Source organism: Actinotalea sp. JY-7876, from assembly GCF_014042015.1.
Taxonomy (GTDB): Bacteria; Actinomycetota; Actinomycetes; order Actinomycetales; family Cellulomonadaceae; genus Actinotalea.
The window spans coordinates 919154-934104 of sequence record NZ_CP059493.1 but is presented as its reverse complement, the minus strand read 5'-3'; the positions used below and the strand labels follow the sequence as shown (position 1 = coordinate 934104).

Below are 14951 nucleotides of genomic sequence, written 5' to 3'. Positions count from 1 at the left end.
CGGCCGGTGCGGGCACTGAGGGATGCTCGGGCGCGCAGGTCGTCCACCGTGGATTTCGCAACCGTACAACCTGAAATCCCGACATCCGGGACGCGCGGGTAAGCGCTCGCTGATCGTTACCCATTTGATACTGGGCAGTAGGTCTCGACATGTGAGATTTGGGACCGTCGTGCGGTACACGAGCCATGATCGCGTGCGGGACGTCACATCCCGGACATCTTCCGGTGACCTCCCGGTGACGTCCGAGGGGCCGTGGGACCGGGGCCGTCGCGGAGCTCCTTGCCCATCCGCACGACCTCCACGGGCCCGCCGGGGAACGGTTCGGGCCCGCGCGAGCGTTCCGTGAAGCCGAACCGGTCGAACGCGGGCGCGGACCGCAGGGACGCGGTCGTGCGCAGCCGGACCGTGCCGCTGTCGACCGCAGCGCGCTCCAGCGCCTCGTACATGGCGCGGGCGACGCCCCGGCCGCCGTGCTCGGGGTGCACGTAGAGCTGCTGGACCTCCTCGCCCTCGAGGCACGCCCAGCCCACGACCTCCCCGTCCACCGTCGCGACGACGCCGAGCGCCTGCGCGACGAGGTGCCGCAGGCGCTCGGACGAGCCGCCGGACGCCCACGCGTCGACGGTCGCGGCGTCGTAGACCTCGGCGGCCGAGACGCGGATGGCGCGCTCGCGGACGAGCAGGATCGCGGGGACGTCGTCGGTCGTGGCGCGACGCACGTCCGCCGGGACCGGCCGCGTCACCGGCGCCAGAAGAGGTGGTGGACGACGCCGCTGGTGCTCGGCACCGCCTCGTGGTGGAACCGGTCGTCGAGCTCGTCGGGGTGCTCCCACAGCCGGCTGCCGGCGCCCAGGCTCACCGGCGCGACGGCCACGTGCATCGTGTCCACCAGGTCCGCGTCGAGGAACTCCCGGATCGTCCGGGCGCCGCCACCGAGGCGCACGTCCCGTCCGTCAGCGGCGGCGCGGGCCTGCGCGAGCACCGCGGCGGGATCGCCCCCGACGAAGTGGAAGGTCGTCTCGCCCCGCGCGAACGACGGGCGCGGGTGGTGGGTCAGCACGAAGACCGGCGTGTGGAAGGGAGGCTCGTCACCCCACCAGCCCTGCCACGCGTGGTCCGCCCACGGCCCCCGCTGCGGGCCGAACTTGTTGCGTCCCATGACCTCGGCGCCGATGTTGTTGCCGAAGTCGCGGGTGAGGTAGTCGTCGAGCCCGCGCGTGCCGCCCGGTGAGGTGCGGTTCGGCCAGCTCGCGGTCGCCATGGCCCAGGCGAGGAGCGTGCCGGGGTCCGCCTGGCCGAAGGGCCGTTCGAGGGTCTGGTCGACGCCGGCGCCGTAGCCGTCGGCCGAGACGCTGAAGTTCTGCACTCGTAGCAGCTGTGGCACGTTCGCTCCTCCGTGGTGGGACCGGCGGGAGGTACGACTCGGCCCGCGCGGAGAACTGATCGGTGCCCGGGCGGGCGATCCGGGGCGGCGCGCGTCGCCGCCTCAGGACGTCAGTGGCTTGACCATGATCAGGCAGGGGGTGTCCTCGCCCCACAGGTCCGTCTCCTCGAGCGCGAGGAAGCCCCGGGCCTCGTAGAAGCGGCGCGTGCGGGCGTAGCCGGCGTCGGGGTGCGAGGCGCCGAGCGTCTTGACCATGAGGAGCCGCACGCCGCGGGCCGCGCCGTCCCGCTCGAGGGCGTCGACCATCGCGGTCCCGACGCCCGACCCGTGGCGCGTGCGATCGGTCACGATGAGGTGGATCTCGGCGACATGGGGGAAGTGCCTGTCGACGAGGGTCGCCCCGAGCACCTGGCCGGTGTGGTCCCGTACCGTCCACGTCTCCTTGGTCCTGGCCGCCTCGACGTACTCGGCGTTGGACTCCTCGCGCCCGAACCACTCGGGCACCGTGGCGAGGAGCCGCGCGACGTCGTCCGGGACCGGGCGGTCGGGTCCCGCGACCCAGGCGGGGGTGCCACTCGCGCGCGCCCACCCAGAGGAAGCCCTGGGAGAGGCAGGCGTCGCGGACTCTGCCGACGGGCCTTCGGGCACGACTCGAGCTCGTGGCCGATCCGAGGCCGCGAGTGCGACGACAGGGAAGAGCTCCGTCCTGCCCACCACCCGGTCGCGCTCACCGGCGAGGGCACGCCGCCGGGGATCGGCGAGGTAGGAGTCCAGGGACGCCTGGGAGGGGAAGCGGTAGAGCTGCACCTCGGTGGGCTGGCCCCCGTCGGCGATGCTCTGGAGCCGCTGGAGCACCTGTCCCCCGTGCTCCGGGACCAGGGCCAGCACACGGTCCTCGTACTCCCTGAGCCCGGCCGCCTCGCCCTCGCGGGCCCAGAGCAGGCAACAGAGCTGCACCGCGTCGCCGTCGCTCATGGCCGGAGCGTAGTCACCTGCCTGACGATGTCGGCGATGCGCTGCTCCGTCGCTTCGTCGACGCTCTCGAAGTACCAGGCCGCCGGCATGAGGGCTCCATCCACGCCGCCAGCGGGCCTGAAGTCGGCCTTCTCAGTGATCGCGAGGTTGAGGCGATCGTCGCTGCGCAGTGTCACCAGGGCTGGGGTGCTCGCCGAGAATGCGTATGCCGGCATCCCGTACCAGATCCGCGGCTTCAGGTCGGGAGCGGCGGTCATGATGACGTCGTGCACGCGCTGCACGATCGAACGCCGCGGCTCGTCCATCTTCGCGATCTTGTCGATGACCTGAGCGAGGTTCTTCTCGTCCTTCGACGGCATGTGCTGTCCTCTCGTCGGCCGATGCCGAGCATCGTCCACATGAAGTCGGCGCATCGGTGCGCCGCACCCCAACCGGACGTGTCCCGAACGTGTCAGGCCTCTCCGAGAAGATTCAGGTGATCGTCACCTGGAAGTGCTGTCGGTGGCGCGAACCACCGTCGCTCAGCATAGCCGCCGACGTCGACGAGACAACCCGTCTCCGGTGCTCCAGCCGTCGCCGTACCGGACCCGACTACACGTTGAAGCGGAACTCCACCACGTCGCCGTCGGCCATGACGTAGTCCTTGCCCTCGATGCGCGCCTTGCCGGCCGCCCGGGCGGCCGCGATGGAGCCGGCCTCGACGAGGTCGTCGAACGAGATGACCTCGGCCTTGATGAAGCCGCGCTCGAAGTCGGTGTGGATGACGCCGGCGGCCTGGGGAGCGGTCCAGCCCGTGCGGATGGTCCAGGCGCGGGCCTCCTTCGGCCCCGCCGTGAGGTAGGTCTGCAGGCCGAGGGTGTGGAAGCCGACCCGGGCGAGCTGGTCGAGCCCCGCCTCCGCCTGACCGGACTCGGCGAGCATCTCCGCCGCGTCCTCGGGCTCGAGCTCGACGAGCTCGGACTCGAGCTTCGCGTCGAGGAACACGCAGTCGGCCGGGGCCACGAGCTCGGTGAGCTTGGCCTTCATCGCCTCGTCCGCGAGGCCGGCGTCGTCGGTGTTGAAGACGTAGATGAACGGCTTGGTCGTGAGGAGCTGGAGCTCGCGGAGCGCGGCCGGGTCGACGCCCGCCTTGGTCAGGCGGTCCTGCGCGGCGAACAGCGTGCTGCCCTCGGCGAGCACCTCCTGCGCGCGCTGGGCCGCCGTGAGGACGGCGGGGTCCGTCTTCTTGCCGCGGACCTCCTTCTCGAGGCGCGGGATGGCGCGCTCGACCGTCTGCAGGTCGGCCAGGACGAGCTCGGTGTTGATCGTCTCGATGTCGTCGGCCGGGTCGATCCGCCCCTCGACGTGCACGACGTCGGCGTCGGCGAAGGCCCTGACCACCTGGCAGATCGCGTCCGCCTCGCGGATGTTCGCCAGGAACTTGTTGCCCAGGCCCTCGCCCTCGCTGGCGCCGCGCACGATGCCGGCGATGTCCACGAAGGAGACGACCGCGGGGACGATCCGCTCGCTGCCGAAGATCTCCGCGAGCGTCTGCAGGCGGGGGTCCGGCAGCGGGACGACGCCGATGTTCGGCTCGATGGTCGCGAACGGGTAGTTCGCCGCCAGGACCTGGTTGCGGGTCAGCGCGTTGAAGAGGGTGGACTTGCCGACGTTGGGCAGGCCGACGATGCCGATGGTGAGAGCCACGGGAGACGAGTCTACGGGCGCCCGACGTCGCTCTCGTCGGCGCGCGTGCGGTCGCCGGCCGGCGCCCGTCGCGTCAGCGCACGCCGCTCGGCGCTGCGCCACATCACCGAGGCGAGCGCGACGCCGGACAGCACGCCCACCGAGACGGCGACCATGGTGGCGACCGCGGTGATGACGATGCCGAGCGACCTGCCCTGGTCGCTGGCGAACGCGGTGAGCCCGACCAGGCTCAGCGCACCGGGGACGAGCACCCAGAACGCTGGCAGGACGGCGACGAGCAGCGGCGGGCCGTTCGGCCGCGCCGCGGCGATCGCGGCGACCGGCGTCATCACGAGCGCACCGACGAACGCCGACACCACGCCACCGAACAGGAGGCCACCGATCACCTGCCCCGCGTAGGCGACGACGAGCACGAGGAGCACCCACGGCACCGCCTCGCGCCGCACGCAGTGGTGGCTCGTCACCCCCAGGCCGTAGACGAGCAGGCCGACCCACGGCCAGACGAGGCTCGGCGAGCCTCCGGGCGCGTCGGCGATGACGGTGGAGGGCACACCGACCAACCCTGCCGCGGCGGTGATGCCGCCGGCGAGCAGCAGCAGCTGCATGGCGCCGGCGGCGAGACGCCCCGCGCCGGCCACCATCTGGCGGGTCGCCAGGTCGATGGACGCCGTCGTGAGCAGGGCGCCGGGAAGGAACGACACGAGCGGGGCGACGAGCGGCACGCGCGCATCGGTGACGAGGCCCGCCCGCGCCAGGAGGAACGCCGCCAGCGCCACGCCGAACGCGCACCCGAGCACCACGAGCGCCTGGTACGCGGAGCCCCAGCGCCCGGCACGGACCTGCACGGCGGCGACGCCCGCGCCGAGCAGCGCGGCGACCAGCACGTCCTTGGGCGAACCGCCGAGGATCATCGCGATGCCGACGGACAGCCCCACGTACCCGACGAGGCGCGCGAGCGGCGGGTAGAGGGGCGCGGACGCGAGCGTCGTGGCGATCCGCACGATCCCCTCGCGCGCGCTCACCCGCCGGTGCTCCGCGTCCTGCGCGACCTCGAGCACGCCGTGCACCTGGTCGAGGCGCAGGGCCCGTGAGCCGGCACCCGCGGCGGCCGTGTGCGTGTCCCCGCCGCCCGGGAGCGACACGACCAGCGCCGTCGGCAGGACGACGGTCTGCACGCCGCCGGCACCGTTCACCTGCGCGACGCGTCGCAGGGTGTCCTCGACCTGCACGACCGGCGCCCCCGCGTCCAGGAGCGCGCCGCCGAGGTCGAGCAGGAACCGCACGACCTCGGCGTCGTCCGTCGGGCCGGTGCCATCGGCCTCGCGTGCGGTCGAGGTCGACCCGGGCCCGGGGACCGGGCGGCCGACGAGCGTGTCGCCCAGCGACGCGCCCCCGACCGGTGCGTCGGCGCCGAGAGTGTGCCGGGCCGTGCCGGCGCCGGTCGCGTCGTCCCCGGACGCCGACGCGCGTCCCGCCTCGGCCACGAAGCGACGGCGCAGGAGGACGAGGCCGAGGACGACGAGCGCCAGGACGATCGCCGCGACCACGACGGTGGCCGTCGGGATCTGCGACGTCGTGACCGACGGCGGTACCGGTGCCGGGACCTCGGTGACCGTGCCCGTCGCCGGGACCGTGGCGCTCGGGCTCGGGTCCGGGGTCGTCGGCACGTCCGGGCTGGGCTGCGCGCTCTGCTGGGGCGCGGGCTCCTCGGACGGCGCCGGCGTCGGGTCCGGGCTGGGGGCCGGGGCGTCCGTCGGGACGGCGGTGGGCTGCGCGGTGCCCGGCACGCCGTCCGGCTGGGGCAGCGGCGTGGCCGACGGTTCGCCGAGGGGCGCCGGCGGCGACGGAACGGTCTCGGCCGGTGCCGTCATCGCCGCGGGGTGCGTACCGGCCGAGCGGTCATCGGTGCTGCCTCCTGCCCCCGTGCTGCGCTGCGCCGGGCGTGGCTCCGACGCTACCGCCGCCCCCGGCGCCGCGCGTGCCGACGGCCCCGGGTGCGGCCGATGTCGGAGGCGGCTGCGACGGTGGTGCCATGGACATCATGGTCACCCTGGCCGCGCTCGTCGTCGGGCTCCTCGTGGGCTGGCTCGTCGCGACCCAGCGAGCCGCCGCGCAGGCGCAGCGGTCGTCGGCAGCCCTCGGCCAGGCGCGCGCGGACCTGGCCGCCGAGCGGCGGCTCGCGCTGGAGCGGGAGGCGCTGGTCGAGCGCGAGCGCGCACGGCTCGACGACCACTTCCGGACCCTGGCCGCCGACGCGCTCGCCTCGAACAACGAGCAGTTCCTGGCGCTCGCCGACCAGCGGCTCGCGGCCAGCCACCAGGTGCAGGCGGGCGAGCTCGCGCAGCGCGAGCGCGCGGTGCGGGCGCTCGTCGAGCCGATCGCGTCGGTCCTCGACCAGATCCGTGCCGACGTCGCGAGCGCGGAGCAGCACCGCGCGGCGGGGAGCGCCGCGCTCGCCGAGCAGGTCCGGGCCATGCGGGAGACGTCGGAGCTGCTGCGCGGCGAGACGAGCCAGCTCGTCACGGCCCTGCGGTCCTCACAGGTCCGCGGGCGGTGGGGCGAGCTCCAGCTGCGTCGGGTCGTGGAGGCCGCCGGGATGCTCGAGCACGTCGACTTCGTCGAGCAGGGGGGCGTCCGGACCGGCGAGGGACTGCGCCGCCCCGACCTCGTCGTGCGGCTCGGCGGGGGCAAGCAGGTCGTCGTCGACGCCAAGGTCGCCTTCCTCGGCTACCTCGACGCCGTCCAGGCGACCGACGACGCCGTCCGGCGCGAGCGCATGGCGGCCCACGCCCGACACCTGCGCAAGCACGTCGACGACCTCGCGGGCAAGCAGTACTGGGAGCACCTCGCCCCCACCCCGGAGTTCGTGGTCATGTTCGTGCCCGCGGAGCCGTTCCTGCACGCGGCGCTGGAGGTGGACCCGGCGCTCTACGAGTACGCGATGGAGCGCAACGTCGTGCTCGCGACGCCCATGACCCTCGTCGCACTCCTGCGCAGCGTCGCCTACGCGTGGCGGCAGGAGGCGCTCGCGGCCAATGCGCAGGAGGTGCTGACGCTCGGCCGCGAGCTGCACGGGCGGCTCGCGACGCTCGGCGGTCATGTCGGCCGGCTCGGACGCCAGCTCGACGGTGCCGTGCGCGCCTACAACGACTCGGTCAGCTCGCTCGAGTCGCGCGTCCTCGTGAGCGCGCGGCGACTGGCCGAGCTCAAGGTCACCGACGAGGACCTGGAGACACCCGCGCAGGTCGAGCGGGTGGCCCGGCAGGTCCAGGCGCCGGAGCTCGTCGCGTCGGCGGGCCAGCGCGTCGTCGCGCTCGACGACGCCCTGTGGTCGGCGTCGGGGACGACGGACGAGTAGCCGTCAGACGGGCTCGACCGCGATCGTCCGGCGCGCGCCCCGCGTGGGGCGGGGCGGGGCCTGGCCCGCGGCCTTGAGGTCGGCACGCAGCTCGCGCGGCAGCGAGAACATGAGGTCCTCGGTGGCCGTCCGCACCTCCTGCACGTCGGCGAAGCCGTCCTGCGCGAGGCGGTCGAGCACGTCGCGCACGAGGATCTCCGGCACCGAGGCGCCGGAGGTCACGCCCACCGTCCTCACGCCCTCCAGCCACGCGGGGTCGATCTCGGCCGCCCGGTCGATGCGGTACGACGCGCGGGCACCGGCGTCGAGCGCGACCTCGACGAGCCGCACCGAGTTCGACGAGTTCGCCGAGCCGACGACGATGACCAGGTCGCACGACGGGGCGAGCTTCTTCACGGCCACCTGGCGGTTCTGGGTGGCGTAGCAGATGTCGTCGCTCGGCGGGTCCTGGAGCGAGGGGAAGCGCTCGCGCAGGCGGCGCACGGTCTCCATCGTCTCGTCCACGGACAGGGTCGTCTGCGAGAGCCACACCACCTTGTCCGGGTCGCGCACCACGACGTCGTCGACGTCGTCCGGCGAGTTGACGACCTGGATGTGCTCCGGGGCCTCCCCCGCGGTCCCCTCGACCTCCTCGTGGCCGTCGTGGCCGATGAGCAGGATGTCGAAGTCGTCGCTCGCGAAGCGCACGGCCTCCTTGTGCACCTTGGTGACGAGCGGGCACGTGGCGTCGATGGTCTGCAGGGAGCGCACCGCCGCGGCGGCGTGGACGGCCGGGGAGACGCCGTGCGCCGAGAACACGACGCGCGCGCCCTCCGGCACCTCGTCGGTCTCGTCGACGAAGACGGCGCCGCGCTCCGAGAGCGTCTCCACCACGTACTTGTTGTGGACGATCTCCTTGCGGACGTACACCGGGGCGCCGTAGTGCTCGAGGGCCTTCTCGACGGCGATCACCGCACGGTCCACGCCCGCGCAGTAGCCGCGGGGAGCTGCGAGGAGCACGCGCTTGGCGTCGGGGGTCGGGGTCACCGGCCCAGTCTACGAAAACCCCACCGCCCGACCGGTGCGGGTGGGCCGGATGCGCTGACAGCGCAACGGGCGGTGCCCGGCGGTCGGAGGGCAGACGGCGCGGGGCCGTCGGAGGGGGGTGGCAGGCTGGGGCCGTGACCGAGCGCGCCGTGATGCACGACGACCAGGCCGCGCCGCAGCCCGCGGCCCGGCGCCCGCTGCCGCGCAAGGCCCTGGAGACGACGCCGACGCAGCCCTGGCCGGTGCGCCACCTGTCGGCCCGGATCGGGGAGTACATCCACCGGATGCCCGGCGTCTGGGTCGAGGGCCAGGTGGTCCAGCTCAACCGCCGGCCCGGGTCCTCGCTCGCCTTCGTCACCCTGCGGGACAACGACGCCGACGTGTCGCTGCCCGTCAACCTGCACGTGCGTGTGCTCGACGCGGCGTCCACCACCATCGGCGAGGGCGACCACGTCGTCGTCCACGTCACGCCGCGGTTCTGGGCCAAGCGGGGCAGCCTGCAGATGGAGGCCGACGAGATCCGCGCCGTCGGGCTCGGGGACCTGCTCGCGCGGATCGAGCACCTCAAGCGGGTGCTCACCGCCGAGGGCCTCTTCGACGCGTCGCGCAAGCGACCGCTGCCGTTCCTGCCCGGCGTCGTCGGGCTCGTCTGCGGACGGGAGTCCAAGGCGGAGCACGACGTCGTCGTCAACGCCCGGGCCCGGTGGCCCCAGGTGCGCTTCGAGATCCGCGAGGTCGCGGTCCAGGGGCTGCGCGCGGTCCCCGAGGTGGGCGCCGCCATCGCCGAGCTCGACGCCCGCCCCGACGTCGACGTCATCGTCGTCGCGCGCGGCGGCGGCTCGGTCGAGGACCTGCTCCCCTTCAGCAACGAGGCGCTCGTGCGCGCGGTGGCGGCGTGCCGCACCCCCGTGGTCAGCGCGATCGGCCACGAGACCGACGCGCCCCTGCTCGACCTCGTCGCGGACCACCGCGCGTCGACCCCGACGGACGCGGCCAAGGCGATCGTGCCCGACGTCGGCGAGGAGCGGGCCCGGGTGCAGCAGGCGCGCCACCGGCTGCGGGGCGCCCTCACGTCGATGCTGCACCGCGAGAGCGACCGCCTGGCCGCGACGCGCTCGCGCCCGTGCCTGGCCCGTCCGCAGGCCATGCTCGAGGGCCGGCGCGCCGACGTGCAGCGCTGGCGGGACGGCGCCGGGCGCGCGCTCGACGACGCCCTGCGGACGGCCGACACCGACGTGGAACGGCTCGCGGTCCAGGTCCGGGCCCTGTCGCCGGCGGCGACGCTCGCGCGCGGGTACGCGGTCGTGCAGCGGGGCGCCGACGGCGCGGTCGTGCGCTCGCCCGACGACGTCGGCGCGGGCGACGCCCTGCGGGTGCGCGTCGCGCAGGGCGAGCTCGCGGCACAGGTGACCGGCGCGCAGGTGGCTGGCGCGCAGGTGGCCGGCGCGCAGGTGACCGGCGCGCAGGTGGCCGGCGCCGCGCCGAAGCCGGCGCGTGCGCCCGCCCGCGGCGCGAAGAAGCCCACGCCGCGGCCGTGAGGCGGCCCGGCGGCCCCACGTCCGCGGACGTCGGCGCCGCACGGTTTACTGGTCCCGTGCCGCAGACCCCCTCCCGCCCGGTGGGCGACCTCACGTACGAGCAGGCCCGCGACGAGCTCGTGCAGGTGGTCGCGCGGCTCGAGGCGGGAGGCGAGACGCTCGAGGGGTCGCTCGAGCTGTGGGAACGCGGCGAGGCCCTCGCCGCACGCTGTCAGGAGTGGCTCGACGGAGCGCGCGCCCGGCTCGACGCCGCCCGGGAACCCGGCACCACCTCAACTGGCACCACGGCGCCAGGCACGGCAGGTCCCGCCACCACCGCCCCCGAGGACGAGGACGCGTCATGACCCAGCCCACGACCACGCCGGACACCGTCGTCGACCCCGCGGTCGAGGACCCGGGCGCCGCGCCCGACGCCGGGCTCGCGACGCCCCCGGCCGGCCTGATCGACGACGAGGTGACGGAGGGCGCGTTCACGCCGGACCCCGCGGACATCGTCGCGCTCGCCTCCGAGCCCGCCGAGCGGCGCGCCCTGGTCATCGGCGAGGCGCTGATCGACGTCGTGCGCACGCCGGACGGGAGCGTCAGCGCGCACCCCGGCGGCAGCCCCGCGAACGTCGCCCTCGGGCTCGCCCGGCTCGGCCGCGGCGTCGACCTGCTCACCTGGATCGGCGCCGACGCCCACGGGGCCCTGGTGCGCTCGCACCTCGAGGCGTCGGGCGTCGCGATCGCGCCCGGCAGCGAGAGCGCCCCCCGCACGTCGGTCGCGACGGCCACACTCGACGACCACGGCGCGGCGACCTACGAGTTCGACCTCTCCTGGCACGTGCCGGACGTGTGGGCGTCACCGCCCGCCGTCCCGCTGGTCGTCCACACCGGCTCGATCGCGGCCGTGCTGACGCCGGGCGGCCCCGACGTCCTGCGGGTCCTCGAGGCGCACCGCGAGTCCGCGACCCTGACCTACGACCCCAACCTGCGCCCCTCGCTCATGCCCGCGGCGGACGAGACGCGCCCGGTCGTCGAGGAGGTCGTCGCGCTCGCGGACGTGGTCAAGGTGAGCGACGAGGACCTGGCCTGGCTGGAGCCCGGCACCCACCCGCTCGAGGTCGCGCGCCGCTGGGCGGCCTCGGGGCCGGCGGTCGTCGTCGTCACGCGCGGGGCCGACGGCGCCACCGCGATCACGCGGAACTACGAGATCGACGTCGCCGCGCCGCCCGTCACGGTCGCGGACACCGTCGGTGCGGGCGACTCGTTCATGGGCGGGCTCGTCGACGGACTCTGGTCCGCCTCGCTGCTCGGCGCGGCACAGCGGTCCGCGCTGCGGTCCGTCGACGAGGTGACGCTGCGCTCGGTCCTCAGCCGGTGCGCCGAGATCGCGGCGATCACCGTGAGCCGGCCGGGCGCCAACCCGCCCACGGCCGCCGAGCTCGAGGTGCGCTGAGCGCAGGCCTGGGAGGGGCCCGCGCAGAGCGGCCCTACTCCACGCCCTGCCGGTCCAGCTCGTCGAGCGTGAGCAGCACGAGCGACGCCGTCCAGGCGAGCGGCGCGACCGCCGACGGGCTGCCGTCCCACAGCACCTTCTCGGGCAGCGCACCGCGCGCGGTCCGGTGCTCCTCCAGCCAGTCGAGCCGCGCCGTCGCCGCGTCGACGTCGCCGGACGCGGCCGCCGTGAGGGCGAAGACGGCCGTGGTCGGGGTCCACGAGATGCCGTCGCGCTTCCAGGTCGCGCCGGGCGCGAGGCCGCCCGCCGGCCGCGACATCTCCGCCTGCGCGTCCGTCCACGCCGCCCGCACCTGCGGGTCCAGCGGCGCGAACGGCGGCATGAGGAACGCCACCGCGGTGTCCTGGGCGGTGCCGCCCAGGTGGCGCGGGTAGTGCGGCGCGAACTGGTCCACGCCCCGCTCCAGCAGCGCGACGAGGTCGGCCGTGGGCGGCAGGCCGAGCGCCGCGACCACGTCCTCGCAGGCCCGCACCCCTGCCAGGAGCGGGGCGGCCGTGCCGAGCGTCGGCGTCCGGACCCGCGTCTCCCAGTAGTCGGGGAAGGCGGCCGGGACGCCCGTGACCGGGTCGACGTTGCTGCGGATCGCCGCCAGCGAGCGCTCCACGAGGGGCGCCAGGCTCGTCAGGTCCGCGGTCCGGGTCGCCCGGTCGGCCGCGGCGTACCACTCCGCGACCGCCCACAGCACCCACCCGTTGCCGTCGAGCTGCAGACCCCGCTCGTCGGGCACGTCCCCCGTGCCGTCCGGGCGGTAGCGGGCCTCGAACACGCCCTCGGTCGAGCGCAGGTCCTGCATCTGCTGGAGGTAGTGCAGGACGTCGTAGGCGTCGGAGGAGTGGCCCGTGCGCGCGAGCGCGACGGCCGTGAACGACGCGTCGCGCGGCCACACGTACCGCCACGCCGGGCTCGCCGCGGCGAGCGCCGCCCCGTCGTCGAGCACGAGCGCGTCGAGGTCGCGCAGCGCCTGCTCGGCGAGGCCCCGGTAGCGCTCCGGTCCCGGCACGGTGCCGGCCTCGAGCCAGGCGTCCTGGCGCTCCCTCTGGTACGGGTCGGAGCGCGCGGTCTCGCCCACGCGGACCAGCTGCGGCTCCCCCGCCTGGTCCAGCACGACGCCGTCCGAGTACAGCGGGACGACGGCGAACGGCGGCGCCAGGGGGGTGGAGCCGACCGCGCACGAGGCGACGACCGCGACCAGCACGACGGCGCCGACCGCGCGACGCCCCCCGTGCCTCCGTGCCACCGCCCGACCGTACCGGTGACCGCGCCGTGGGCGGGGGCGCGACCCACGGCGCGCTCGTGTCACGATGCTGGCCATGCCCCAGATGAGCCCCGCCGGAGCCTGGACGTCGCTGCTCGAGGGCAACGACCGGTTCGTCCGCGGCGAGATGCTGCACCCCTCGCAGGACGTCGCCCGCCGCGCCGACCTGAGCGCCGCGCAGGACCCCTTCGCCGTGGTCTTCGGGTGCTCGGACTCGCGCGTCGCCGCCGAGATCATCTTCGACCGCGGGCTGGGTGACCTCTTCGTCGTGCGCACGGCCGGGCACGTCGTCGACACGACCGTGATCGGCTCGATCGAGTACGGCATCGACATCCTCAGCGCGCCGCTCGTCATCGTGCTCGGCCACGACTCGTGCGGCGCCGTCGGCGCCGCGGCCGACGCCCTCGCGACCGGGCGGATGCCCTCAGGCTTCGTGCGCGCCGTCGTCGACCGCGTGATCCCGAGCATCGTCTCGCTGCCGGACCCGGACGCCGACCCGGCGCACGCGGGCGACGACCACCCCTCGCGGATGCACCCGTCGGCGGCCGACCTCGGGCGCGAGCACGTGCGGCACACGGTGCGGATGCTGCTGAGCTACTCCGCCGGGCTCGCGACGGCGGTCGCCGAGGGCCGCTGCGCGATCGTCGGGCTCGAGTACGCGCTCGCCGAGGGCCGCGTCCGGATCGTCGAGTCGCGCGGCACGCTCGAGCCCTGACGCCGCGCCCCGCGCGGGCGATGGAACACTGAGGGCATGAGCGACCACACCCCGGGCACCGCCGCCACCGACCCCCCCGTCCCCGCCGGCTTCCGCGTCGAGCACGACACCATGGGCGACGTCCTCGTCCCCGTCGACGCGCTCTACCGCGCGCAGACGCAACGCGCCGTCGAGAACTTCCCGATCTCCGGCACGCGCCTCGAGCGCGGTCACATCGAGGCCCTCGCGCGGATCAAGAAGGCCGCCGCGCGCGCGAACGCCGAGCTCGGCGTGCTGCCGCAGGACGTGGCGGACGCGATCGTGGTCGCCGCGGACCAGGTCGCCTCGGGTGCCCACGACGACCAGTTCCCGGTCGACGTCTTCCAGACCGGCTCGGGCACGTCGTCGAACATGAACACCAACGAGGTGCTCGCCACGCTCGCGACGCGCCACCTGGGGCGCGAGGTCCACCCCAACGACCACGTCAACGCCTCGCAGTCGTCGAACGACGTCTTCCCGACGTCGGTCCACGTGGCCGCGACGGCCGCCGTCGTGCGCGACCTCGTCCCGGCGCTCGACCACCTCGCCGCCTCGCTCGGCCGCAAGGCCGAGGAGTTCGCGCACGTGGTGAAGTCCGGCCGCACGCACCTCATGGACGCGACCCCGGTGACGCTGGGCCAGGAGTTCGGCGGCTACGCCGCGGCCGTCCGGTACGGCGTCGAGCGGGTCGAGGCCGCGCTCCCCCGCGCCGCGGAGGTCCCGCTCGGCGGCACGGCCGTCGGCACCGGCATCAACACCCCGGCCGGCTTCCCCCAGCGCGTCATCGCCCTGCTGCGCGAGGACACCGGCCTGCCGCTCACTGAGGCGCGGGACCACTTCGAGGCGCAGAGCGCGCGCGACGGCCTGGTCGAGCTCTCCGGTGCGCTGCGCACCATCGCGGTGAGCCTCACCAAGATCTGCAACGACCTGCGCTGGATGGGCTCCGGGCCCAACACGGGCCTCGGCGAGATCTTCCTGCCCGACCTGCAGCCCGGCTCGTCGATCATGCCGGGGAAGGTCAACCCCGTCGTCCCGGAGGCCGTGCTCATGGTCGCCGCGCGGGTCGTGGGCAACGACGCCACGGTCGCGTGGGCCGGTGCGAGCGGGTCCTTCGAGCTGAACGTCCAGATCCCCGTGATCGCGCAGGGCGTCCTGGAGTCCGTCCGGCTCCTCGCGAACGCCTCGCGGTTGCTCGCCGACCGGACGGTCGACGGCATCGTCGCGAACGAGGAGCGGGCCCGTGCGTATGCCGAGTCGTCGCCGTCGATCGTCACGCCCCTCAACCGCGCGATCGGCTACGAGTCCGCAGCCAAGGTCGCCAAGCACGCCGTCGCGCACGGGGTCACGGTGCGTCAGGCCGTCGTGGACCTCGGGTTCGTGGAGCGCGGCGAGGTCACCGAGGCCCAGCTCGACGAGGCCCTCGACGTGATGTCGATGACGCGGCCGCCGCGGGCCTGAGGACGACCGCCGTCCGGGTCCGGGCCGCGCGTCGCGGCCC

Annotated in this window: 14 protein-coding genes; 6 read left to right on the top strand and 8 right to left on the bottom strand. The window is 74.8% G+C overall.

Going from position 1 to position 14951, the window contains the following annotated elements; all coding sequences use genetic code 11:
- Window positions 1-203: 203 nt before the first annotated feature.
- The 6 genes from H2O74_RS04455 to H2O74_RS04425 form a co-directional block, all read right to left on the bottom strand.
- Window positions 204-743, bottom strand: coding sequence for a GNAT family N-acetyltransferase (locus H2O74_RS04455; RefSeq protein WP_182113311.1), 540 nt, complete (start codon window positions 741-743; stop codon window positions 204-206).
- Window positions 740-1384 carry a dihydrofolate reductase family protein gene (locus tag H2O74_RS04450; protein WP_182113310.1) on the bottom strand — a complete coding sequence of 215 codons (645 nt, stop codon included), beginning with the start codon at window positions 1382-1384 and terminating at the stop codon, window positions 740-742. Before H2O74_RS04450 ends, H2O74_RS04455 begins: the two co-directional genes overlap by 4 nt.
- A 102-nt stretch (window positions 1385-1486) precedes the next feature.
- Window positions 1487-2359, bottom strand: coding sequence for a GNAT family N-acetyltransferase (locus H2O74_RS16610; RefSeq protein ID WP_255491776.1), 873 nt, complete (start codon window positions 2357-2359; stop codon window positions 1487-1489).
- Window positions 2356-2718, bottom strand: coding sequence for a DUF1801 domain-containing protein (locus H2O74_RS04435; protein WP_182113309.1), 363 nt, complete (start codon window positions 2716-2718; stop codon window positions 2356-2358). Before H2O74_RS04435 ends, H2O74_RS16610 begins: the two co-directional genes overlap by 4 nt.
- A 232-nt stretch (window positions 2719-2950) precedes the next feature.
- The gene (gene ychF / locus H2O74_RS04430; RefSeq protein ID WP_182113308.1) at window positions 2951-4045 is read right to left on the bottom strand and encodes a redox-regulated ATPase YchF; all 1095 of its coding nucleotides are present in this window, start codon (window positions 4043-4045) and stop codon (window positions 2951-2953) included.
- 11 nt (window positions 4046-4056) lie between these two features.
- The gene (locus H2O74_RS04425) at window positions 4057-5916 is read right to left on the bottom strand and encodes a threonine/serine exporter family protein (protein ID WP_182113307.1); all 1860 of its coding nucleotides are present in this window, start codon (window positions 5914-5916) and stop codon (window positions 4057-4059) included.
- Window positions 5917-6077: 161 nt separating this feature from the next.
- On the opposite strand from H2O74_RS04425, the gene H2O74_RS04420 reads away from it, so the two are divergent.
- The gene (locus H2O74_RS04420) at window positions 6078-7403 is read left to right on the top strand and encodes a DNA recombination protein RmuC (RefSeq protein WP_182113306.1); all 1326 of its coding nucleotides are present in this window, start codon (window positions 6078-6080) and stop codon (window positions 7401-7403) included.
- A 3-nt stretch (window positions 7404-7406) separates the two neighbouring features.
- On the opposite strand, the gene H2O74_RS04415 is transcribed toward H2O74_RS04420, so the two are convergent.
- Window positions 7407-8429 carry a 4-hydroxy-3-methylbut-2-enyl diphosphate reductase gene (locus H2O74_RS04415; RefSeq protein ID WP_182113305.1) on the bottom strand — a complete coding sequence of 341 codons (1023 nt, stop codon included), beginning with the start codon at window positions 8427-8429 and terminating at the stop codon, window positions 7407-7409.
- A gap of 152 nt (window positions 8430-8581) precedes the next feature.
- On the opposite strand from H2O74_RS04415, the gene xseA reads away from it, so the two are divergent.
- The 3 genes from xseA to H2O74_RS04400 are packed head-to-tail and all read left to right on the top strand — an operon-like array spanning window position 8582 to window position 11405.
- The gene (xseA, locus tag H2O74_RS04410) at window positions 8582-9967 is read left to right on the top strand and encodes an exodeoxyribonuclease VII large subunit (RefSeq protein WP_182114045.1); all 1386 of its coding nucleotides are present in this window, start codon (window positions 8582-8584) and stop codon (window positions 9965-9967) included.
- 56 nt (window positions 9968-10023) lie between these two features.
- Window positions 10024-10311 (top strand): exodeoxyribonuclease VII small subunit, encoded by a 288-nt coding sequence (locus tag H2O74_RS04405; protein ID WP_182113304.1) that lies wholly within the window; start codon window positions 10024-10026, stop codon window positions 10309-10311.
- Window positions 10308-11405 (top strand): carbohydrate kinase, encoded by a 1098-nt coding sequence (locus H2O74_RS04400; protein ID WP_182113303.1) that lies wholly within the window; start codon window positions 10308-10310, stop codon window positions 11403-11405. Before H2O74_RS04405 ends, H2O74_RS04400 begins: the two co-directional genes overlap by 4 nt.
- Before the next feature lie 34 nt (window positions 11406-11439).
- Here the strand turns inward: H2O74_RS04400 and H2O74_RS04395 are convergent, their stop codons facing one another.
- Complete coding sequence (locus H2O74_RS04395; RefSeq protein ID WP_182113302.1) at window positions 11440-12702, bottom strand: hypothetical protein; 1263 nt, start codon at window positions 12700-12702, stop codon at window positions 11440-11442.
- A gap of 64 nt (window positions 12703-12766) precedes the next feature.
- Here H2O74_RS04395 and H2O74_RS04390 point away from each other — a divergent pair, with 64 nt between their 5' ends.
- On the top strand, window positions 12767-13435 hold the full coding sequence (locus H2O74_RS04390) for a carbonic anhydrase (RefSeq protein ID WP_370525824.1): 669 nt from the start codon (window positions 12767-12769) through the stop codon (window positions 13433-13435).
- Window positions 13436-13471: 36 nt separating this feature from the next.
- Window positions 13472-14911 carry a class II fumarate hydratase gene (locus tag H2O74_RS04385; RefSeq protein ID WP_182113300.1) on the top strand — a complete coding sequence of 480 codons (1440 nt, stop codon included), beginning with the start codon at window positions 13472-13474 and terminating at the stop codon, window positions 14909-14911.
- Window positions 14912-14951: the final 40 nt, after the last annotated feature.